General features: G+C 26.6%; 24 protein-coding genes. 16 read left to right on the forward strand and 8 right to left on the reverse strand.

From position 1 onward, the window contains the following. The 10 genes from V6137_RS17440 to V6137_RS17485 all read left to right on the forward strand — a co-directional run. Window positions 1-1,381, forward strand: a 1,381-nt coding sequence (locus V6137_RS17440) for a hypothetical protein (protein WP_425449250.1), incomplete at its 5' end; no start/stop codon positions are given. 899 nt (window positions 1,382-2,280) lie between these two features. Then, entirely contained in the window at window positions 2,281-3,375 is a 1,095-nt protein-coding gene (locus V6137_RS17445) for a radical SAM protein (RefSeq protein ID WP_425449251.1), read from the forward strand. 124 nt (window positions 3,376-3,499) lie between these two features. Then, window positions 3,500-4,750, forward strand: coding sequence for a radical SAM protein (locus V6137_RS17450; protein ID WP_425449252.1), 1,251 nt, complete (start codon window positions 3,500-3,502; stop codon window positions 4,748-4,750). A gap of 68 nt (window positions 4,751-4,818) precedes the next feature. Next, window positions 4,819-4,968: a hypothetical protein gene (locus tag V6137_RS17455; RefSeq protein ID WP_425449253.1), complete on the forward strand. Its 150-nt coding sequence runs from the start codon at window positions 4,819-4,821 to the stop codon at window positions 4,966-4,968. Window positions 4,969-5,140: 172 nt separating this feature from the next. Beyond that, window positions 5,141-6,760 carry an ATP-binding cassette domain-containing protein gene (locus tag V6137_RS17460; protein WP_425449254.1) on the forward strand — a complete coding sequence of 540 codons (1,620 nt, stop codon included), beginning with the start codon at window positions 5,141-5,143 and terminating at the stop codon, window positions 6,758-6,760. Between the two features lie 130 nt (window positions 6,761-6,890). Beyond that, complete coding sequence (locus V6137_RS17465; RefSeq protein ID WP_425449255.1) at window positions 6,891-7,898, forward strand: S8 family serine peptidase; 1,008 nt, start codon at window positions 6,891-6,893, stop codon at window positions 7,896-7,898. Between the two features lie 45 nt (window positions 7,899-7,943). Beyond that, window positions 7,944-9,041, forward strand: coding sequence for a radical SAM protein (locus V6137_RS17470; RefSeq protein WP_425449256.1), 1,098 nt, complete (start codon window positions 7,944-7,946; stop codon window positions 9,039-9,041). 282 nt (window positions 9,042-9,323) lie between these two features. Continuing rightward, window positions 9,324-11,618: an FtsX-like permease family protein gene (locus tag V6137_RS17475; protein WP_425449257.1), complete on the forward strand. Its 2,295-nt coding sequence runs from the start codon at window positions 9,324-9,326 to the stop codon at window positions 11,616-11,618. Window positions 11,619-11,649: 31 nt separating this feature from the next. Beyond that, on the forward strand, window positions 11,650-12,321 hold the full coding sequence (locus tag V6137_RS17480; RefSeq protein WP_425449258.1) for an ABC transporter ATP-binding protein: 672 nt from the start codon (window positions 11,650-11,652) through the stop codon (window positions 12,319-12,321). Between the two features lie 195 nt (window positions 12,322-12,516). Beyond that, a complete protein-coding gene (locus V6137_RS17485) occupies window positions 12,517-12,990 on the forward strand; it encodes a hypothetical protein (RefSeq protein WP_425449259.1) in 474 nt (157 codons plus the stop codon). 61 nt (window positions 12,991-13,051) lie between these two features. Here the strand turns inward: V6137_RS17485 and V6137_RS17490 are convergent, their stop codons facing one another. The 3 genes from V6137_RS17490 to V6137_RS17500 are packed head-to-tail and all read right to left on the reverse strand — an operon-like array spanning window position 13,052 to window position 14,243. Continuing rightward, entirely contained in the window at window positions 13,052-13,867 is an 816-nt protein-coding gene (locus V6137_RS17490) for an ABC transporter permease (RefSeq protein ID WP_425449260.1), read from the reverse strand. Next, window positions 13,860-14,030 carry a sulfonate/nitrate/taurine transporter ATP-binding protein gene (locus tag V6137_RS17495; RefSeq protein WP_425449261.1) on the reverse strand — a complete coding sequence of 57 codons (171 nt, stop codon included), beginning with the start codon at window positions 14,028-14,030 and terminating at the stop codon, window positions 13,860-13,862. The genes V6137_RS17490 and V6137_RS17495 overlap by 8 nt, the downstream gene beginning before the upstream one ends. A 42-nt stretch (window positions 14,031-14,072) precedes the next feature. Then, the gene (locus tag V6137_RS17500) at window positions 14,073-14,243 is read right to left on the reverse strand and encodes a hypothetical protein (RefSeq protein ID WP_425449262.1); all 171 of its coding nucleotides are present in this window, start codon (window positions 14,241-14,243) and stop codon (window positions 14,073-14,075) included. A 222-nt stretch (window positions 14,244-14,465) separates the two neighbouring features. On the opposite strand from V6137_RS17500, the gene V6137_RS17505 reads away from it, so the two are divergent. Both V6137_RS17505 and V6137_RS17510 read left to right on the forward strand, forming a co-directional pair. Continuing rightward, the gene (locus V6137_RS17505) at window positions 14,466-15,278 is read left to right on the forward strand and encodes a hypothetical protein (protein WP_425449263.1); all 813 of its coding nucleotides are present in this window, start codon (window positions 14,466-14,468) and stop codon (window positions 15,276-15,278) included. Then, entirely contained in the window at window positions 15,260-15,400 is a 141-nt protein-coding gene (locus tag V6137_RS17510; RefSeq protein WP_425449264.1) for a hypothetical protein, read from the forward strand. Before V6137_RS17505 ends, V6137_RS17510 begins: the two co-directional genes overlap by 19 nt. A gap of 72 nt (window positions 15,401-15,472) precedes the next feature. Here the strand turns inward: V6137_RS17510 and V6137_RS17515 are convergent, their stop codons facing one another. The 3 genes from V6137_RS17515 to V6137_RS17525 all read right to left on the reverse strand — a co-directional run bounded on the left by V6137_RS17515 (window position 15,473) and on the right by V6137_RS17525 (window position 17,951). After that, window positions 15,473-15,880 carry a hypothetical protein gene (locus V6137_RS17515; RefSeq protein ID WP_425449265.1) on the reverse strand — a complete coding sequence of 136 codons (408 nt, stop codon included), beginning with the start codon at window positions 15,878-15,880 and terminating at the stop codon, window positions 15,473-15,475. 121 nt (window positions 15,881-16,001) lie between these two features. Then, entirely contained in the window at window positions 16,002-16,262 is a 261-nt protein-coding gene (locus V6137_RS17520; protein WP_425449266.1) for a coiled-coil domain-containing protein, read from the reverse strand. Window positions 16,263-16,352: 90 nt separating this feature from the next. Continuing rightward, a complete protein-coding gene (locus V6137_RS17525) occupies window positions 16,353-17,951 on the reverse strand; it encodes a recombinase family protein (RefSeq protein ID WP_425449267.1) in 1,599 nt (532 codons plus the stop codon). Window positions 17,952-18,097: 146 nt separating this feature from the next. Between V6137_RS17525 and V6137_RS17530 the strand changes: the two genes are divergently transcribed. Continuing rightward, window positions 18,098-18,277, forward strand: a complete 180-nt coding sequence (locus tag V6137_RS17530; protein WP_425449268.1) for a hypothetical protein — start codon at window positions 18,098-18,100, stop codon at window positions 18,275-18,277. Window positions 18,278-18,488: 211 nt separating this feature from the next. Continuing rightward, window positions 18,489-19,142: a hypothetical protein gene (locus V6137_RS17535; protein WP_425449269.1), complete on the forward strand. Its 654-nt coding sequence runs from the start codon at window positions 18,489-18,491 to the stop codon at window positions 19,140-19,142. Window positions 19,143-19,282: 140 nt separating this feature from the next. Here V6137_RS17535 and V6137_RS17540 read toward each other — a convergent pair whose 3' ends face one another. Next, complete coding sequence (locus V6137_RS17540) at window positions 19,283-19,504, reverse strand: hypothetical protein (protein ID WP_425449270.1); 222 nt, start codon at window positions 19,502-19,504, stop codon at window positions 19,283-19,285. Window positions 19,505-19,777: 273 nt separating this feature from the next. On the opposite strand from V6137_RS17540, the gene V6137_RS17545 reads away from it, so the two are divergent. Further along, a complete protein-coding gene (locus tag V6137_RS17545) occupies window positions 19,778-20,638 on the forward strand; it encodes a hypothetical protein (RefSeq protein ID WP_425449271.1) in 861 nt (286 codons plus the stop codon). A 338-nt stretch (window positions 20,639-20,976) separates the two neighbouring features. After that, window positions 20,977-21,939 carry a sensor histidine kinase gene (locus V6137_RS17550; RefSeq protein ID WP_425449272.1) on the forward strand — a complete coding sequence of 321 codons (963 nt, stop codon included), beginning with the start codon at window positions 20,977-20,979 and terminating at the stop codon, window positions 21,937-21,939. A 488-nt stretch (window positions 21,940-22,427) separates the two neighbouring features. Here the strand turns inward: V6137_RS17550 and V6137_RS17555 are convergent, their stop codons facing one another. Next, a complete protein-coding gene (locus V6137_RS17555; RefSeq protein WP_425449273.1) occupies window positions 22,428-23,069 on the reverse strand; it encodes a hypothetical protein in 642 nt (213 codons plus the stop codon). Between the last annotated feature and the right edge of the window lie 150 nt (window positions 23,070-23,219).

A 23,219-nucleotide genomic window follows, 5' to 3' on the forward strand; every position in this document is an offset into this window, starting at 1 on the left:
GGAAGAAGAGAAGAAAGCGGAAGAAAAGGAAAAAGAAGAGGATGAAAAAGATGAAGAAGAGAAAGAGGAGGCAAAGAAAAAAGGTAGAGGTATTGCATTAGAAAAATCCAATGGAAAGGGATTAGGTCTTATAAAACAAGCGTTAGATATTTTATCAACAGAAGAAGAATCTGAAGAAGATGGACAAGTTTTAGAAGAAGAAAAATTAGAAATTGAAACTGAATTAGAAGATCTAAAAATTAAATTAGAAGAAGCTATAGCATTAGGAGACGAAGAATTAATAGGAGAATTAGAAGAAGAAGTTCTAGAGCTAGAAAAAGATTTAACGGAAGTAAATGAAGCAATAGAAAACTTATCACTAACAGAAGGGGAAAAATTAGAAAAAGAAAAGTTAGTGATTGAAACTGGACTAGAGGATTTAATGTCTCAGTTACAAAAGGCTAAAGAAGCAGGAGATGCAGAATTAGTAGAGAAATTAGAATCGGAAATTGAAAGCTTAGAAGGAGAATTGTTAGAGGTAAATGAGGAAATAAGTAATCTTCCAATAAATAAAGTGAAAGAATTAGAAGAGGAAAAGTTGGGAATTGAAACTGAATTAGAAGATTTAAAGATTAAGTTAGAAGAAGCAAAAGAAGCTGGAGACATAGAATTGGTAGCAGGGTTAGAATCAGAAATTAAAACATTGGAAGAAAATCTAGTTAAGGTAGAAGAAGATATAAATAGCTTACCACTAACAGAAGAAGAAGAGCTAAAAAGAGAAAGACTAGTGATTGAAACCGGATTAGAAGATTTAAAATCTCAGCTAGAAAAGGCTAAAGAAGCAGAAGATGTAGCTTTAGTAGAGGAATTAGAGACAGAAATTAAAAACTTAGAAGAAGATTTAATAGAAGTAGAAGGCGAAATAGAGAATTTACCAGTAAATAAAGTAGAAAATCTAGAAAAAGATAAATTAGAGATTGAAACTGAATTACAGGATTTAGAAACTAAGTTAGAAGAAGCAAAAGAAGCAGGAGATGCAGAATTAGTGGAAGAACTAGAAAAAGAGATTACAGGACTAAAGGATAATTTGAAAACTATAGAAGAAGAGTTGACTAATATAGAAGAGAGTTCATTGGCAGCCCAATATGATGATATAGAAACAGAAGAGTTAGAAAAAATATTGAATGAGTTACTTGATAAAACTTCCGATAATAAAAATATGACAAAGGAAGTATTAATAGAGCAACTATCTAAACTTGGAATAGATACATATTATGATGAAGAAACAGAAAGTCTTAAGATAGTTGAAAAAACTGAAGAAGATAAAGAGAATATAGATGAAGAAGATACAGAAGAAACAAAGGAAGATGAAGAGACAGAAGAAAGTTTAATAACAGAATAGGAGTTTAAAATATATATGAACAAAGACCCCTTTGGGGCTTCTTTGTTCAGTTCATAGTGGAAGATACAGAGAACAGAGATTTTCATATCCCATAAGAGTGTGTAGGGCTTCAATATATTGAAGCCCTTATGTATTCTTCTAAAGGACCTAATATAGCAGATACTGTATTTTTCTAATTTTATTAACTCTATATTACAAAATATATGAAAATAAATTAAATATTGTGAATCCTATGAAAAAGCCTACTATTAAAATCAATGGTTGTAAAAAAAGGTTTAAACGGATCATCATGATATCTCTCGAATAATATAGGTAGTTTATATCCTTTAAATCTTTTTAGAATATAGCGCAGCATAAAGTAAAATATAAACATAAAAATAAGGGAAAATGAAAGTGTTGGACTCATAAATATACCTCCTTACTTAGCAAATATATGACTTCTTATGTAGATAATGAATATATCCCACTCAAATCTATTCTTTCTTGTCTTTGAATCATAAAATCACCCACTTAAAATTAAGATAATATAATTATACCATAAAAAGCTTGAGAAACCTGTTATATAAGAATTCTCAAGCTTTTTATGTTTTGAACCCAATTTTCAGTTTCTCAGTGACATCGAAGGAATCTGTCACATTTTATAATTTATTTTTTTATTGTGTGATTAAAAACAAAGTATAAAATGTGACAAAATCAAACATTTAAATATATAAAAGAGTAATATGAGTAACAATATAATGAAAAAATAGTTGCATAAAAAACACTTTACTGTTATAATGAATTTAATATAAAAAGTAATAATGCTAGAATTTAATACAAAAATGTAATTAGTTAAAGGGATTTAATGAATTTGAACATAAAAAGTCACTATATTATGATGATTGCTATGGGGTGAAGATATGTTTAATTTAACGATTGAGATAAATCAGATATGTAATCTCAAATGTAAGTATTGTTATGTTGTAGATAAAGATGGTAAGGAAATGGATTTTGATATTGCATTAAAAACTATTGATTATGGATTGACAGAAGCAAGACAGTTTAGTGACAACACTTTGCAAATAAATTTCATTGGAGGAGAGCCGCTTATTAGTTTTGATTTATTAAGTAAAATTTTAGATCATGTGGAACTGAAAAAAAATTCTACTAAGGTTATGTACACTGTATCCACTAATGGAATATATATAAATAAATATATTATGGAGTTTTTAAAAAAATATAATTTTTTAATAAAGACAAGCTTGGATGGAACTAAAGAATCCAATGATATAAATAGGGTAGATTATTCGAATCAAGGGAGCTACGATAAATTTATAAACAATATTGACCTATTAAGGAAATACGAAAAAGAAACTGGAAATATTATTCAATTGACTAATGTAGTGACTAAAAACAACTTTACTAATTTTTATAATAACATTCTTCATTTAACTTATGATTTGGGATTTAAATACATAGATACTGGTTTTGACGGATTAGTAGATTTAACACAAGATGAGTATGATTTTTTTAATGATGAAATTGATAAGACTTTTGATTATTATAAAAATTGTATCTTATCTCCAAAAGCATTTAACTTTTCTCTGATTGAGAAAAAATACTTTGATTTTAAGGCTTTTAAATCCTTTTATTCTTGTAGAGGAGGAATAGTGGGAGCTTATATCAAAACTAATGGAGATATTTATGCATGTCCTAAAGCAAATGAAGCAGGTATAGATTTTGGCAATGTTGTTACGGGTATAGATCTTGAAAAAATAATATCTATTAATAATATCGAAGGTATCAACATTAGTAAATGTAAATCATGTAAATTTAATGATATTTGTAGAAATCAAAGGTGTGTTTTTGGCAATCTAGCTGCTAATGGAAGCATTAATAGTCCAAGTGAATTTGGATGTTGGTTGGCAAAAAAGAATTATAATATTATCATTGATAATAAAGAGTTTTTTCATAAAATATTTCATAATGTTAAAGGTGAATATCAAGTAAATTAATTTATATATCCATAATATTATATAGTTTTTTGTCAAATTCTAATACATTATAACTATATTATTGGTATGAAAGAATATATGTGTTAAAAAGTGTAAAATAAGTTTGTAAGGAGAAATGTATAAAATGAAAGTTAAAACATTAAGTGAAAATAATAATGTTGTATTATATTATCCAAATTCTTCTAAGTGGTTGAGGTTTAATGAATCTGACTTTAATTTCCTAATAAATAATTACGAATTTTCAGAATTGGAGGAATACTACAACATTAAATCTGATGGCTATCTTGAAGCAAGACCATGCTATAATTCAGTTTATATATCAATGACAAATAAATGTAATCTAGAATGTGAATTTTGTGTCACGCAAAAAATCGGAAACGACAGGGAGGAACAGCATACTTATGATAAAGAGTTATCCAATGGAGACTTAGAGGACTTTATAATTCCATATTTAAAAGAAATATCATTTAATAAAATTATTATAACTGGAGGAGAACCTCTATGTAATACAGATTTATTAAATATATGTAGAACTCTTAGTGAAAATTTTGGACGAGCTAATTTAATTTTAGAAACAAATGGTTTGCTTTTAGATAAGGAAATGGCAAAAGAGCTCTCCTTATTAGTTAATAAAATTGAGATTAGCATAGAAAATATAATGGATGATATAAAATTTAAAAAACACATAGAGGAGATTTCTGGGATTATCCATAGTTTAGGAACACAATTAATTTTTTCATATGTAATTACTAGGAAAAATATAAACAGTTTGAGAAAAGCTTTAGATTTTAGTGATGAAAACAATTCTTATTTAAACTATAGATTTGTTCAACCTTTTGATAATAAAATTGAGAGCTTGCTATTAACTAAAAGTGATATTAAAAATATTTATGCTATATTTATAGATTATTTATTAGAAGACAAAAACAAAAGAAAAATGAATTATGGTCTAGACTTAATAATGAACAATGTAGTGCCTAAGAGTCATTGTAATGCATTTGGAAAAACTATCGCAATATTACCAGATGGAAGGGTTACTATATGTGTGAATTTACAAGATGAAAAGTTTCAGATAGGAAAAATTAGTGATTACAACAAAATTGAAAAGAACAAAGAACAAGTCTTAAACCGTTCTAATATCAAGGAATTATTTAAACATGAAAATGAAAAAAAGTGTAAAGAATGCATATACATAGATTTTTGCGGAGGATTGTGTATAAGTTGTAGAGGTCATTCCCATACGTATGATTCTGTAGAGTGTGATTTAAGAAAGGTTATAATAAGATATAATTTATTTTATCATAGTAAGTATAATACAATCAAAGCAAATATCACTTCATTTTTAAATATATTGAATGAATATTTTGATATTTAACCCATATTTCCACTGAGAAAATTATAATGGGTTGATATAAACAAAAAATAAAAATAGGGGGTATTTAAATGAACAAGAAAGAGTTACTCAAAGAAAAGAAGGAATTACTTAAAAAGATTGAAGTTGAAGGTTATGGAAACTGTGCAGATGAAGAAGACTACAGGTGTGATCATGACTGTATATTTGCTCATAATGCTGTAATATCTGGAGTTGAATAAAGTCTAAGTTAAAAAAATAAGTAACAGTTAGTTAATATACTCAGTGGATTAGAGCATAGATAATAGATATATATAGTCTAATCTATGCTCTATTTTATTTGGAGGTTATAATATATGAGTGAGAATATAATTGAAATGATTGTGAAAGTTGATGGAAAGGTAAAATATAAAAATGAATAAAGCATATAATAGATTTGTAAAAGAAATTATAAAAGATAATAGTGGTAGGACCTTAGCTATAGTTATATTAACATTTGCAAAAATATTTGCAATGGCAACTATTCCAAAAACTTATCAATATATTATAGATAAATCATTAATAAACAAAGATATGCATACTTTTACTTACTTAATTATAGTACTTGCCTGTTTATATTTCTTGGATGTATTTTCTGGAATTTACAAAGGCATTTCAGTTACTAAAATTTGTGAGAGAAATACATATAAACTAAGAAAAAAATTAAATGATAAAATGTTATCAGCAAAGTATAGTGAAATTGTTACTAAAAATCTATCAGAGATAACCTCTTTATACACTAATGAAATACGTATAATTAATAACCATATTGGTAATGGGATATTTTCTGTATTTGGGAATATTATACTTTTTGTTATTTCTGCAACTATTATTGCTGTAGTGGATAAAAGAATTTTTCTATTAACTTTATTAACAATATTCATTTATTATCTTAATGGTAAACTTTGGGCTGATAAAATTAAAGAAAATTCAGAAATAAATTTTAATGATAATAAGAAGATAATACAAATAATAAATGATAATTATAATAATTTAATAATTAACAAAGTGATGAATTTATTTAAATTTATTAATAGTAGATTTGAAAAGTCATACAATAATTATTACAAAAGTTCCATAAAATTAAAAAGCATAAAGATAAAATATAGATACATTTCTACATTACTAGTGTATTTAATGATGATAGTAATTTGGGCTATAGGTGGTAGAGAAGTGATAAAAAACAATTTATCTATAGGTAGCTTGACTGCATTAATAAGTTATCAGACTATGGTCTTAGGACCTATACAGAGTGTTAGTAATTTTATCCAAAGTTACAATACAACCACTATTGCACTTGAAAGACTAAATACATTTTTTCACTTAGATAATGATTTCATTAATTTAAATGGTGAAAATATAAAAGAAATAGAAAAGATTGAGTTAAATAATATTGGCTTCGGATTTAATGGTGAATTGATATTCGATAATATAAATATTGTTGTAGAAAAGGGAGATATATTGGGTATATTTGGTGAATCAGGCTCTGGTAAATCAACTTTATTAAAGGTTTTGAGTGGTTTATATAAGCCTACTGAAGGTAATATTTACATAAATGATAAAGATGTCGATAGTATAAATAAAACATCTATTTACAATAAAATAGGATATTTAGAACAAGAATCCAAATTATTTAATGGCACTATTCGTGAAAATGTTGATTTGGGAAGAAGTATAGATAATAAATTAATTTATGAAGTTCTCAAGAAGCTTAGATTAACTAGAAATAGTGACTATAGTTATATGAGTTATAATATAAAAGATTCAGGAGATAATTTATCAGGAGGTCAAAAGAAAAGAATAGATATAGCTAGATCCCTTATAAAGAAACCTGAATTAATTTTATTAGACGAATCATTAAGTTCTTTGGATAAAGATTCTAAAAAAAATGTTCTAAATTATATAACTGAAAACAGAGAACAAAAAATAATAGTTATAGTATCCCACAATAGAGAAGATTTAAGTATTTGCAATAAATATTTAAATATAAGATAATCATCACATTATTATATATATTTTATAGTTAATAAATTCTTTTAAATGAATTCCATAGTTTATTATAGGTTTAATTCAGATGTTTTATCAAGAATTTGTTTAAAAGTAAGATAATAATGGAGGCATAGATATGAAAATAGCAATAATAGATACGGTAATACAAGAGAATAAACTAATAAATAGTTCTATAAAGTTTAAGCAGGAAATTATTTGTAATAAATATTTTAAAGAAAAACAAACACTCCATGGAACAAATATTGCTAATATTATATTGGATACTTGTTCAGAAATTAATATTGAGATTTTGTCAATAGCTATATTAGATAGTAATAATAAAGGGTCACTTGCAGATCTACTTAAAGCATTAAAAGTAATTAATGAAAATGAAATAGATGTTGTTAATATAAGCTTAGGTGTTTTGTTAGAAGGTAATTTTGATAAAGAACTTAGTAATTACATAGATAAAGAACTTTTAAAGTTAAAGGAAAAAGGAGTAACTATTATATCGGCATATCATAACTCTAATAAAGATTCTTATCCGGCAAATAGCATTCATACTTTAGGTGTAAAAAATAATGTCAAAGAGAAGAATATATTTGGTATTAAAAAATATTATAGAAAAACTGACATAATAATTAATAGAGATGAATCTTTTGTTAGAAATAGAGATAGCATAATTATAAAAAAAGGGAATAGTTATTTATGTGCTAAGATAAGCGGATTATATTGTCTTTATAAATCAAGATACAATAGTATAGATTCTAAGTTAGAATTTGAAGATTTATTAGTTAATTTAAATGAATTGTTAGATTCAGAAATTCCAGATCCAGCATCAATTATCGATAGTATTGTAGTATCTAGTTTAGACAAAGAGGACAAGCTATATAAAGAGTTAAAGAAGTTTTGTCATAATTTGGATATTAAAAATACAACTGAGATTCAAGATGAATTATCTCGGGGAAGATTAAGAGAGAATTATTTGATAGGTGAAATTGAAATGAGTGATAATATCATTAATCAAATAATAAAAAAAATAATGATTAGTAATTCTGAATTAACATTTTGTTATTTGATTAAACCATTTCATATAAGAAGATTTTTTTCAGGTATAAAAAAAATTCATTTTATGTATTTATAAAAGAGGTTTAATAAAAAAAGGAGGAGATTCCACAAAATGGAGTGTATGATTTATTTAACTCATGCTTGCAATTTAGAGTGTTCATATTGTTATGAGGGAAAAGAAAAAAGTAATGAATATATTTCACAAGAGTTAATCAATCCAATCATCGACTATATTTTAGGGATAAATGGAAATCAAATGCTATCAATTTCTTTTTTAGGTGGAGAGCCATTATTGAATGTTGATTGGATATACTCGTTTATAGAGGAACTTGAAAGCAGAAATATAAACAACGTAAAATACAAAACCACTACTAATGGAGTATTATTAAATGAAAAAATAATTGAATATTTTAAAAACAAAAAATTTGATATTTCTATTAGCATAGATGGAAATAAAGAAAGTAATAACCTAAATAGAAAACCAAAGTTACCCAATGATGATTATTATAACAAAGTTATTACTAATATTAAGTATATGTCTGACAACAAAATTCCATTTAACGGAAGAATAACTGTTGCTACTAATACAGTTTCTAATCTCTATAATAATGTAAAATATTTATATAATTTGGGTGTAGAAAAAATTAATATAGGTATAGATAGATTTGCAGATTGGAATAGAAAAAAATTAGATATTTATAACAAAGAGCTAGAAAAAATAGATAACTATTATTTAGATAAACGTTTAAAAAAAGAAGAGATAACTATTGATATTTATGATAAAAAATTTGGTTTTTTTATACCAAAGAGGAAAATACAATTTTGTTCAGCTGGAAGTAAAAATCATATAGTGATAAATAGCTTAGGAGATATTTATCCATGTAGTTTTGTGACTAATAATAAATACTGGAAAATAGGCAATGTTGTTTCTGGGATTGATGATATACAATTATATAATAATATATTAGGCTCTTTGTGCAAGAACACAAAGTGTAAGGAATGTGATATTGCCTATTGTTGTATTGGAACAAGGTGTGGTTTTTACAATTATACTAAAAACGGCTATTTGAATAAAATAGATGAGATTACATGTGGAATTGAAAGAATAACAAATTATCATAGCAAGAAAGTATTCGATGTTTTATTAAAAAAAGGAGATCCTCAAATTTTAGAGATGATTAAATATTGTAAAGAAAATAATATTGAAATGATAATTTAGATTAAAGACTGTGACTATGGAGGATTGCTGTAATAAAATATTGAAATTATTATTTTGGTTAAATAGGGATGGGAAAACCTGTCTCTTTTTAAAATGGTATCAATTAAAAATTATGGTATAAAATTCTTGTAATGACAATAAAGCTATGTTACAATGAAAAAGGTGGATGAAGGTGAAAATGATTCATTGTTCTATTAGACATTTAATATACTTAATGGCTAGAACATAGAAAAAATATACAAAACTCAATCTATGATCTATTCTATTTGGGGGTTATAATATATGGGTAAAAATATAATCAAATTGATTGTAAAAAGAGAAAAAAGGTATAGCAGGAAAAAATGGAGGTTAATTACTTTTGCATTAATTACCATTTCTTTTATATTTACTTCTATAATGGCATTATCTTTAAATGATATAAATAATTTTAATAACATGGTTCCTTATCAAACGATGATTACTGATGTAAATCAAAATATTTACAATCAAATTGAGAAAAATCGTGAAAGATTTAAAATAGTTGAATTAGGTACTTATATTGATTTAGGGATTTCAATGAATAATAAAACTAAAATTATTTATGTTGATAATGTTGGAAGTAGGGCCAATGGATTCAAGATAGATAAAGGGACCTTTCCCCGTTTATCTAATGAAGTGGCAGTATATGGACAAAAAAATATTCAGATAGGAGATAAAATTAATCTGACTTATATTGATTCATACAATAATGAAAGAGTAAATAGAAAGTTTAAAGTAACTGCAATCTTAAAATCTGAAATATATGGAAGAGAAAATGATAAAACCATAATTGTTTCTAAAAAATATGCCAATGATATAGTTGGGAATTCTAATAGAAATGACTTATATATCAATTTTAAGACAGATAGTAAATCAGAAATAAAAGCACAAACTGAAAAATTAAAAAACAAATATAATTTAGATGAGAAACAAATAGCTTTAAATGAGCCTTATATAGATGGTATTTTAGGAGATTTTAATCAAATTATATTTATATTACTTGCAGGAATAATATGTTGTATTTTATCTAGAAGTATAGTATATACAATTTATAATATTTTTTATAATGAAAGACTGGTATATTTAAAAAAATTAAAACTGGTGGGGATGACTAAATCAGATTTTTTAAAGATGAATAGGTATGAAATTAGAAAAGTTTTTACTAATGTTATATGGGGTCAGATACTCGCAGTAGTATTATTAATTATATATATGAAGTTGAAAATAAGCATTAGTATAACTGTAGGTTGTTTGATTTATGTTTCCATAGTTATTTATACTGCAATTAATTTTGCTACAAAGAAACAATTAAAAGAGTTACTTAATACTGATAGTCTAAACAAAAGTAAATTAGACTATATAGTTAAAAACTTAAAATCAATTAAGAGAAATAAAACCTCTAAATTATATGTTAGAGATTTAGCAAAGAGAAATAATAAGTTATATAAAAATCGAAACAAGTTAATAAAGAAAAGTATTATATTAACAAGTATAGCATTCATAATTTTCACAACACTATTTACATCAGTTGACTATGATAAGCAAATAAGTCATATATATAAACACGGTGAAGAATATTTAATATATCCAGATATGCAGAATATATATAAACAGCTTACCAAATTTCAGAAACATAATATATTGAATGATGAGTTAATTAATAAAATAGAAAGTATAAAAGGCATAGAGAGAGTTATTGTAAATGAATTAGTAGCTGTGAATATTAAGGATCAAAAAGGACATAAATTTGATGGAATTGTACCTATTAATAATGGGAAATTTAAAAAAAGATTGAGTCGTTATTTAGAGGATGGTCGAATTACAGATGATAAAGTCATTGTAAATAAATGGAGGATGAATCAGATTGGACTAAGTTTTAGAATTGGAACAAAGTTGTACATTAAAGAATCAACTGAAAATAAATTTTCTACTTATACAGTAGGAGGAATAATAAATGACAGAAATAGTGGAGATGCATTATATATCCCTAACAAGTTCACCACTGATTACAATACAAGTTATAGTTTATCTGTAATTACTACAAGTGGGAAGAGCTCAGATACTGTTGTATCTAAAATTAACGATGTATTGCAGGATTATCCACAATTAAAATTAAGAAGTTACGATGTTCAATTAAATGATATAAAATCTACATTCGAAAAGTTATTATTTATGATCTTAATTATAATAGGTCTATTATTTATTGTATCTATAGTTAATACAATTAATATAGTTAATATAGACTTAATATCTAGGGATAGAGAATTTGCACTATTTGAGGTAAATGGAATGACTAAAAGTTCCTTAAGAAAACAATTGTTTATCGAATATGGTTCAATGTTAATAGGAACTATTTTAGTTATATTTGTATCCAGTTATACACTATCTTTTTTGATATACAAAGTTGCAGAGGTATTTTTAGGTATAGGGTACTTAACATTTGCATACTCATATATTTCCTTTATAATAATAAGTTTAATTACGTTATTGGTGGTATTTTCAATTGTATTAATAAAAATAAAAAAGCAAGATAAAAATTTATCGGATAGATTGAAATAATTTCAAATATTTAAACTAGGGGGTTATAGTTATGGGCATAAAGATTAAGGGTCTGTCGAAGATATATAAAGAAGGTGATAATGTAGTAAATGCTTTGAAAGACGTTAATATATCGATTGATGAAAATGAATTTGTTATGATTATTGGCCCTTCGGGGGGAGGAAAAACTACTTTACTTAATATGATGGGATTGTTAGATACCCCCAGTGAAGGAAAAATATATATAGATGATATAGATATTACTGGTCTAAAAGGAGAAGAGAGGACTATTTATAGAAGAGAAAATATAGGGTTTATTTTTCAAGAATTTAATTTAATAGAAACACTAAGTGTATATGAGAATATAATTTTAACCAGATCCTTATCAGGGAAAGCAACGGAGAAAACATATGTAAAAGAAGTAACTGAAAAACTAGGTATATATGATAAACTTGATAGTTTTCCATCAAAGCTATCGGGGGGACAACGTCAAAGAGTTGCCATTGCTCGTTCCATTATAACAAAACCTAAAATTATTCTTGCTGATGAACCAACGGGTAATTTAGATACTCATACAAGTGATTCTGTTATGAAGATATTAAAAAAGGCTGTAGATGAATTTAATCAAACAGTAATAATGGTTACCCATGACTTAGAACTGGTTAGATATGCTAGAAAAGTTATTAATATAGTTGACGGTAAGGCAAAATATAAAAATAAATAAAGGATATAAGAGTGAGTAGTGTAAAAAAAGTGAAAAAATTATATTTATTTATATTTCGTTGTTTAGCTATAAACATATGAAAAAATTTCTACTTTGAATTTATTACTAATATATCTTGTAACCCTCATCCAGATACTTTATTCATTATAAATGCAAGCAGTGTTAGCAAATACTATGTAAGAGGGGTCTATATTTATGAAAAAAACTATATACAGTTTTAGGGATTCCATCAACTTAAAAAATAATAAGATTTTAAAATTATATTTACTAATATCTTTTTTACTTAACTTAACCTATTTATTTTTAAAGGTATATAAAGATAGGTTGTCTAAAAAGTTGGCATTGACCGAAAATCTAGAACCATCAGAATTTATGAAAGTATTTAGAATAAATGATATTAGTGTCAATATAGAGTCTATATTTATTGTTATTACTTTGATTTGTTTATTTATATTTGCAATTAAAAAATATGATATAAAACAATTTTTCGCAGTTAACTTTACTTATTTAGTTCTTTTTTCTACTATTAGCTTTATAGTTTCAAACATATTTGAAATCCATTTTACTAGTTTGATTGAACAATTTATTGTAGTATTTCAAATAACAGTTATAGTTTTTATATTTTATATAATAAAAACAATATTCAAAAAGGTTAAATTATTTTTATAGTTAAAGTTAAAAAATCTATGGAAAGCCAAGTTTCCATAGATTTTAAATTGTAGAGATTTATTTATTTTTTCCAGTTCATAATCTTTCTTTCTAAAAGAGCAACCCCTTGGTACATAACAGCTGCAAGTATAGCTAGGATAATAACACTCATCATAACAAGGTCTAGCTTAAATACCTGACCACCGTATACTATAAGGTATCCTATACCTGCCTTAGAAACTAAAAATTCACCAACTATAACTCCAACCCAAGAAAGACCAATATTTATCTTAAGGGAGTTTATCATAACTGGAACATTTGAAGGAATGATAACTTTTTTTAGCACTTGAAACTTCGTAGCCCCAAAGGTCTTTAACATCTTAATCTTATCTTGATCCACAGACTGAAAACCACTATAGACATTCATTATGGTAATAACTATTGAAACAGAAATAGCGGTGACAATTATTCCAGTGTATCCAGCGCCAACCCATAGGATAATAATCGGAGCTAGGGCTGTTTTAGGAAGACTATTTAATACCACAAGGTAGGGATTTAATACCTTCGATACAAAATCAGACCACCAAAGAAGTATAGCTATCAATATCCCCAGTAGTGTACCAGATATAAATCCTACTATAGTTTCCATTACAGAAATACCTATATGCTCAAATATAGAACCACTTTTAACTAATTTAATAAAAAGGTTATAAACATCACTGGGATAACTGGTTAAAAATGTATCTATCCAATTAAGTCTGGCAGCTATTTCCCATATTAATATTAAGACTACTAATAGGCATATTTGAGATAAATGAACAGCTCTTTTTCTCCGCTTTATTCTTTTTATAAAGTTTTTATGCTCTTTAGATAATTTTTTATCTGAATCCTTAGACATGAATATCAAGCTCCTTCCATATTTTATTAAAATAATCCTTAAACTCAGGAGCTTCCCTACATTTCATCGGAGTCCGTTCACCACCGGGACATGTAAGGTCTATGTCTATAATATCTTTTATAGTTGCAGGTCTATTGCTTAATACTATTACTTTATCTGCCATAGATATTGCTTCTGCTATGTCTATATAGTGGCGGATAAAATTTTAATCATGTCTTATTTTTTTCCATAACTTCATGAGAAAATCACCTATACCTAATCTTTTACCAATGTAACTTGCAATCTTCATATAAACACTTATAAATACCATAAAGATAAACAAGATTCCCAATAAGAATAAGCCTAGTCCCATACCTTCTCTAATCGCATCTATCATAAATCTATCATCCTTTACAAAGATTTAGTAACATACTAAAGAAATATAATCTGTATAATAATATATTCATTATAACACGATTTATATAGTTTCTAAAATTAAACAATAATAATTTATGGAAAAACAAAAGGATTTTATGTACTTATATGGAAAATTAAATTAATAGCTTTTATATAAAAAAATAAAATTTTAAGGAAAATCTAATCTAGGAAGGTGACTATATTGGGAATAGATGCAAAAATAATTGATAGCTATTTAGAAGAAAAGTCCTTAGACAAGGTAAAAAATCATTGGATTTTTCATTCTATTTCGCCAAGTAAATATTTATTTGAAGAACCTCTATTAGAGGACTATGGATTAATAAAAAATACATATAAACAAATAAAGAAAGCATTTAAAACATTTAAGCCATTAAACTTAAAATTATGGGAAAGTATATTTGGACAATATGAGGGGATTCCTAAAACAGTTAGTATCTACTTAGTTGTTGGATGTCCAGATCCCTATGATGCAATGATAAGAGAAGATAATAATGGAAACTTATCCATGATATTTGATTTAGCAATACTTAGTAAATATACTAAAGAACCAAGTAAAGTATATGAGCTGATTTTACAAATGATAACCCATGAGTTAACCCATGTATATATAAATAATGATTATAAAGATAAAACTAAAAATCTTTCAGTCCATGAAAAGATGAAATATATAATGTTTGATGAGGGCTTTGCACATTTCCTTTCATATAAAAAGGAAGTTTTGACTATTGACTGGGAAGATGAAAATCTAATTAGAAAAAAGAAAAAAGCATATTCTACTTTAGATTATGAAATGAATAATTTTATTGGAGAAAATGAAAAGGACTTATTAGAACGTTCAAACTCTGGGCCGTATTGGGACAAATTTGGGGCCCTTTCAGGACTATTTATAATTGCAGATTACTATATAAGTCATGATAAGGACTACAAAAGTATAGGTGAATTATATAAAAAAGGATATAATTATATGTGGGAATATTGGGAAATGATGAAATGATAGAGCAGGACTTTAAAGTTAATGAAAACACAGCTACTTGGATAGATTTGCTTGATTCTAAAAGTTATGAATTTGATTTTAAATATTATGATAAAGAGGGGAATCTGATAGAGCAGGATTAGATAATATAAATAGCTTAAAAATACATTCTCAACGAATTTATTTTTAAGCTATTTATATTATCTATTTTAGTGTTAGCTTTTCTTTTCAGTTGAATTAGATAAAAGTCTTTCAAATCTAATAACTTTAGTATCAGTTTTTACTGTCTTGGCTGTAAGGTTATTAACATCAATTTGTAAATCATCTAGTTTATTATTTAATTTATTAGAAGTACTAATTAAAGTCTTAGAAGTATCGGTAACAGCAAGTTCTATTATGTCTAGTCTTTCACCAAGGGTTTTACCTTCAGAGTCTTTAGCTCTATCCAGTTCATCAGAGAATGAAGACTGAATTTCAGCAAGAGTTTTCATATCAGTTTGTATTTTTTCTAGAGCTAAAGAGTTTTTTTGTGTTTGAGATTTTATATCTTTAACATCGGATTTAAGTTCTGAAAGCTCTGAATACATCTTTTCCATTAGATTAAATATTTTTTCGTTTTCCACAATACCATCCCTTCAGATATAATTATAAATTAATTATATCACATTTATAGTTAATTTATAGCCCAGTTATTTAAAAAATTGAGTGGTCTGTGAGGTATTATAATAGCACTATTATAGTAAACTAAAAGTTTTTACTAGCCTTTAGAATATCCATCTGCAGATTATTTTGAACTGTAGAGATATTGTCCATTAAATCTATATGTCTATTTGCGTTTTTGGCTTCAAAGTCATCTAACTTAGCAAGTGTTTTATCTATCTTTGTTTGACCTTCTTCTAATTTTACAAGGCATTCCCTTGTTTCTTTTTGACCTTCTTCAATATTAGAGAGCCTACTGTCCATAGAAATTACTTTCTCTAATATTTCTTTAAGAATCTTTTCCATTAATACCATCCATTCAGAATAATTATAAATTAATTATATCACATTTATAGTTAATTTATAGCCCAATTATTTAAAAATAGTCCATACAAATTACTTCTGCCCTACTACCTTGACTTTAAGATTTTTCCCATCCCAAGTAACTCTCTTTACAATCCTTTTCATCATTTTCTTTTTATCATGGAAATCTAAATTATCAAAGCTAGATAATAGTTCCTGAGTTATTTTTATATTATTTTTAGATATTAAAGACATTTCTTTCTCTTCATCCACATTATAAAGCTTATTTTTTATATCTTTTATTCCCTTATCTATATTTTCAATCTGCTTAATAATATATTTACCAGCGGTAGAATCTTCATTTTTGGCCAGTTGTAAAGTAAGGTTATTTATGGCATGTTCCTTTTTTTTAAGCTCCTTTTCTAATCTATCCTTAACATCATCACTCTTATTATTTAATGCTTCAAGCTCCCTGTGTTGGGTATCTAAACTCTGCATTAGCTCACTACCACTATTGGCCATAGCCAATAGTTCATCTACCACTTTTTTATCAGTAGCCCTTCCAGAAAGATTTTTAATACTACATTTACTACCACGGGACCGTTCTTTCATCAAGCATTTATAATAATGATATATGCCATAGGGTTTCTTACTTATGGTAACTCTCATAGTGGATCCACATTCTCCACATCTAATAAGCCCAGTCAATAATCCATGATCACTGGTCCCAGATCTAGGAGCCTTATTACTATTTTTCTTTAACATCTTCTGAACCTCTATCCATTTATCAGAAGAAATAACTCCCCTATGTTTACCCACAGCTATAATCCACTCTGATATATCATTTCTTTTAACCTTATTCTTTTTCTCATCATGTTTATTATATACCATAAGCCCATGGATACCATCAAAGTCCTTCTTATCACAGGCTATATCAGAGCCACTTTCAGAGAAATATTCATATAACAGGTCATCAGCCTTGGCATAGACTGGATTGGTTAATATTATCTTTAATATACTGGTATCAAAATTTTTACCAGTCTTAGTTTTTATATTATTTTCTAAGGCATAGCTTTGTAGTTTAGTAAGAGAATCCAGTTCTATATATTTATCATATAACTTATTTATAGTTTCCAGTTCTTCAGCTATAGGAGATAATTTATACATATTTTTAGTATTCATATTATCATCAAGATACTCAACAGCCTGTGACTTATATCCAAGGGGAGTCCTACCACCTAACCACCTACCAGAACGTGCCAACTGGTGCATATTGTCCTTAATCCTCTCAGCTATAGTCTCCCTTTCCAGTTGGGCAAAAACAGAAGCTATATACATCATAGCCCTTCCCATAGGTGTAGAAGTATCAAACTGCTCTCTAACAGATACAAAAGCTATATTATTGTCTTGCAGCACCTCCAATGTATCTGAAAAATCGGCAACATTTCTTGATATCCTATCAAGCCTATAGCATATCAATACATCAAACTTTTCCCTATTGGCATCCTTAATCATTTTTTTATATTTAGGTCTATTGGAGTTGCCTCCTGAAAAACCTTCATCTTCATATATTATAAAATCTTCAACATCAAAATGTTTATTGGCATAGTCTTTACACATATGTATTTGGTTTTGGGTAGATTCACCTTTATTTGTGAATTTACTCTTTCTTGAGTATATGGCAATCTTCATTTTATCACCTCGGGGTGTAGGGTTGTTATATTATATATATAATTTAAAGAAGTTTTTAATGACTAATTTGATTTAAAGTAAAACTAATTTTTAAATTAATAGTACAATCTTCTAACTGCATATTATTTAGCAAGGGGGCTGGTATAATGCAAGAAATTAATGTGATATTAGAAATACCAGATAAGGAATATGCAGCGAAGGAGATGAGTAAAGCCATAGCTGAAATTATTAAGGGAAGATTAGATAAATTACCTTTAAAAGATAGACTAAAGGGTTATGAAATACTTATTGCTCAATTAAAGGAACAACAAAAAAATAATTCTTAATAATATTGGATGTGTAGCAAGGTTTAGGTTTAATGGTATTGAAAATATAGGTACCATAAAATGATTACATTCAAACTAATTACATTTATTATAATATTTAACATATAATACCAGATAAAGTGTCGATATTATATATGAAGTTAATTAGATAAATTAATAGCGATAAAGTTAGTTTAGAAAAACTATAGGGATTTCCGAAAGGGGTATGAATATGAATGTAAATTCTGTAAATGCTGTTTCAAAATATAATTATTCTAATTTAAGAAAGAATTCTATTAGAAAGGATAAAAAGGGTTTCAGTAATGTGTTAAATAATCAAATGAAAAACAAGAAGGTAAGACATATATATAGTAGTAGTGTAAAACATGTACCAGATTATAAAAAAGACTATAAAGCAGAAGTTTTTGATATTTCAAATATTGCTGGGGATCTTTCAAATCCGTTGGAGAGTAAAAGTGTTGAAGCTTTTACATATAGAGATATATCATCAAGAGTCTATAGAATTTTTATGAAGAAACCTAATTCTAATGAAAAAATTACAATTGATATTGTTTTAAAACTCAAAGGAAATAAAAGTTTTAAAAATGAAGAGATTTTTAAAGATAGTATAGAAAAAGCTATTATGCTTGTTGACAAAGAAATTACTATTAAGCATAAAACAGGTGATAGTATATCGGACTTTAAAGGAATAGCTTTTGATTATAATGGAAAAACTGGAGAATTTGATTTTAAACTTCATATTGATGCACTTAGAAGTTTTTTTGAACATAGATTAAATGGAAGCATATATATAAATGAAAAAACGAAAGAAGCTATGATACAGGAATTAAATGATTTTATTTTTGAAATATTTGAAGAAAGTTAAAACAAGATAAAAAGTGGCTTAAATAAGTATTTTAAGCTCATTTAAGCTACTTTTATGTTTTACACAGTATTTTTAACATCTCAAAATAGTGGAATAGATATTTATTACTTTGTTTTATTTATTAAATAAAATTTGTGTTCTTAACCCTCTGAATATGCTTCTCGCATGCATATTATAATCCCTATTAATGCCATAATAATAAAAAAGAAAAGTGGGATTATTGCTCCAGTAACCAATAAGCTACCAAGTAATCCAGAAAAACTATAGTAAATACCAGGATTAAGACCAGAGAATATAAATATTCCCAATATACCTATCATTGCCCCGATAAATAATAGTCCTCCTAAAATCATTTTTTTCATATATATAACACCTCCTATATATATGGGTTTGTTACTATTAATTAATTTAAGCTAGTAAGAAAAAAATGCAAAAAAACGTATTTTTCATGTTATACCATATTTTTATTGAAGTTCTTTAGACTAAATAATATCACAAATAAGTTTGTATGAAAAGAGTTAAATAAAAAAAGTGAAATATTTTCAAAATCATTTCGACAGAATACCTGCCTAGTGATACAATAATGTTAAATATAATTAATAATAATGCAAATGAATTAAATGGGAGGTATAATCATGGAGAGAATGAAAAAAAGAATTATTTTAGCAATGAGCTTATGTATGTTTTTATCGCTGTTTACTTTTCCTGCTAATGTACTAGCTCAAAATGAAAGTTATGCGTCTGGTTTTGAAACGAAAGAAGAGTTAATTAAGTTTTTAAATGAAAATGGGGTTCCTAAAAGTAAGCAACAGATTTTAATTAACAAGGTGGAAGATAATGAAAAATGGGATTGTTATGACCGGGAAAAACTAAAGTTCATCCCTAGTAGTTTCTATGTTTTTAACCCTCACGATGGAAGTCAAACTAGATACTACAGATTTGAAGATGGATCATTTGTAAAGGTTGAAACTCAGTTACAAGATAAAATTAAAATAGATGGAACAAAAAAGAGTAAAGATTTATTAAAGAAAAAAATTAAAGATAAAAAATTACTGAATAAAATACTTTTACAAAATTCTAAAATAACAGAATCTAATAATAGCGATATGCCGATTTCAACATACGGGTATGAATCTGGATCTGGTTATGCGTACTATTGGGATTGGAAGATATCTAAAAGAGTAGGCAGTCAGTCAGCATGGTTCTATGCAGAATTTTGCAATGTGGATAAAGGGGCCGATTATATTGAGCCTTCAGGATGTTATGGTGGAGAAGTTAGAGGTTTTGGTAAAATTAGTGATAAAGAAATAACTGTGACAAGAGAAAAAGAAGATACATATAGAAGTAGGTTTGCCTTAGCCCGTTTGAGTTGGACAGCTAATTATGACATTAGCACTCCTTGGGGAGGCGGAAGTATTGGTGGAGGAACTTTTTCTTTATACTTAGGTGTGGGGAATGACACTTTTTACGTTAATGATAGGCTTCCTTACAAATAAATGTCATATTATTAAAATTATTAAGAGGAATATAAAAGTCGATAACAAAAAGATTGGATTTAAATCCAATCTTTTTGTTATAATAAAATAAAAAATGAGCATAATATTATCCGTAACTTCATGAGAAAATTACCTATACCTAATCTCTTGCCAATATAACTTGCAATCTTCATATAAACACTTATAAACACCATAAATATGAATAATATTCCTAATAAGAACAAACCTAGTCCGATACCTTCTCTAATAGTATCTATCATAAACCTACCATCTTCTACAAAGATTTAGTAATATACTAAAGAAATATAATCTGCATAAAAAAAAATATCATATTTCACTTGAAAAATGGAGAAGTAATAGAAGCATATTTTAATTTATTAAAACATAATAATAATGAGCAAATAATAGGTAGTTTTAGAAAGATTAACAACGAAAAATATAGCGGAAGAAATGGGTCGATAAAAATAGATAAGAAATCAAAGTGTAATAATGATAACTCAAAAATCAGAAAACAGCTACTTCCTACTATTTGCCACGAATTTAAAACACCACTTAATATTATAATGGGAGCTCTACAATTAATAGATAATATTCATACTAATATAGAGTGTCCCAATATAGAGGGATTTAATAAAAATACTAAACTAATGAAACAAAATTGCTATAGATTACTGAAATTGATTAATAATTTTATAGATTTATCAAGGGTAGAGACAGGGTTTTTAGATATGAATGTTAAAAATGTTAATATTATCGAAGTGGTAGAGAACATTACGCAGTCGGTAGTAGTGATGGCTAAATATAAAGGTATAAATTTAGTTTTTGATACTGATATGGAGATGAAAATATTGGCATGTGATCCTGATAAGATGGAAAGAATCATCTTAAATTTACTTTCTAATGCTATTAAATTCACTCCAAAGGGTGGGAATATATATGTTAAGGTTTATGTTAATGATGATAGAATAAAAATTTCTGTTAAGGATACAGGTGTAGGAATTCCACAAGATAAACTCGGTGATATTTTTGAAATATTTAATAAACTAGAAACTAATTCAAATGTAAATAAGCAAGGGAGTGGTATTGGTCTTTCGTTGGTACAAAGCTTAATAGAAGCCCATGATGGAGATATAACTGTAAATAGTAAAGTAGGAGAAGGTACAGAGTTTATAGTATCTATACCTGTGAAGCAGACTACAGATACATATACCACTAATAGAAATAATATAGATTATCCTAAAACATCGAATGTTGAGCGAATAAGCATTGAATTTTCAGATATATATTCATTTGAATATTAGCTTAAAGTTAAAAAATATTTTTTATGAGAATGTAAAAAATTGTGTGTAAAATATGATTTTAGAAAAGACATTTAAGTAAGATTTCTTTAAGATGTTATATTATCAGTATTACCAAAATATTCATTAAATATTCAAGACAAATAAATATTTTGGTATTTTTTTGGCCATATTTACTAATAAGCATTATTATGCTCTTAAATACTCAGCGGTAGCTTATTTAACAGGTTTGCGTATCTGTTATTAAATAAAAGTCTGAGAGATAACATCTATATTTATATAATTTAGTTTTCAAAGTGCACATATTACCTAGTAGGTAGAATAGGCTAACTTAAGTTTAATCCTAAGTCAATACGCCCTTCAAATAGTATTGCAAACTGGGCTATGGTGGTTCCCCAAGTGGCTTAAATAATACTATTTAAGCCACTTATAACGTTAAATTTGAAGTTTATTATATTCTGGTGATTACTTTTGAAGCTATCTTTGACTGTTTAATTTTTTTCGAATATCTCCAAAATACAGTCGTTTAAATCCTTCATTATAGATTCTTTTACATCTTGACTCATATTTAAAATTCCATCTAATTCATATTGAAAAGATCTTATGGCTGAATCAATATGAGGTTTAAAGTCAAATTCACCAGTTCTTTCATTATGGTCAAACCCTAAGCCTATTGAATCAGGGATGTTATCGCCTATTTTATCCATAATAGAAACTTTTTTATCAACAAGCATAATAGCCTTTTCTATACTATCTTTAAAAATTTTTTCATTTTTAAAATTTTTATTTCCTTTAAGTTTTAAAAAAATATCAACTGTAATTTTTTCATTAGAATTAGGCTTTTTCATAAAAACTCTATAGAATCTAGCAGATATATCTTTATCTGTGGAGGCTTCCACACTTGTGCTTTCTAATGGATTTGATAGGTATTTAGAAATGTTAGAGACATTAAAAACTTCTGCCTTGTAATCCGATTTATATCTCAAATAACTATTATCTGCGTGCCTTACTTTCTTGTTTTTAACTTGATTATTAAATACATTATTGAAATCTTTTTTATTTTTTGTAATAGTATTTTTCTTAAAATTAGAATAATTATATTTACCAACAGTATTCATAGGAGTTATACTCATATACATACCCCTTCCTAAAATTTGGTTTTGTCAAAAGTTTCATCAAAAAACCTTGACAAAACCTTTATTTTTACAAATTTATATATAAAATACTTGCCACCCCCAAAAATAGGGTACAATTTTATTGACAAGATAAAATTAAGACCAATA

It is taken from the genome of Dethiothermospora halolimnae, from assembly GCF_037577855.1.
Lineage (GTDB): Bacteria > Bacillota > Clostridia > Tissierellales > VENL01 > Dethiothermospora > Dethiothermospora halolimnae.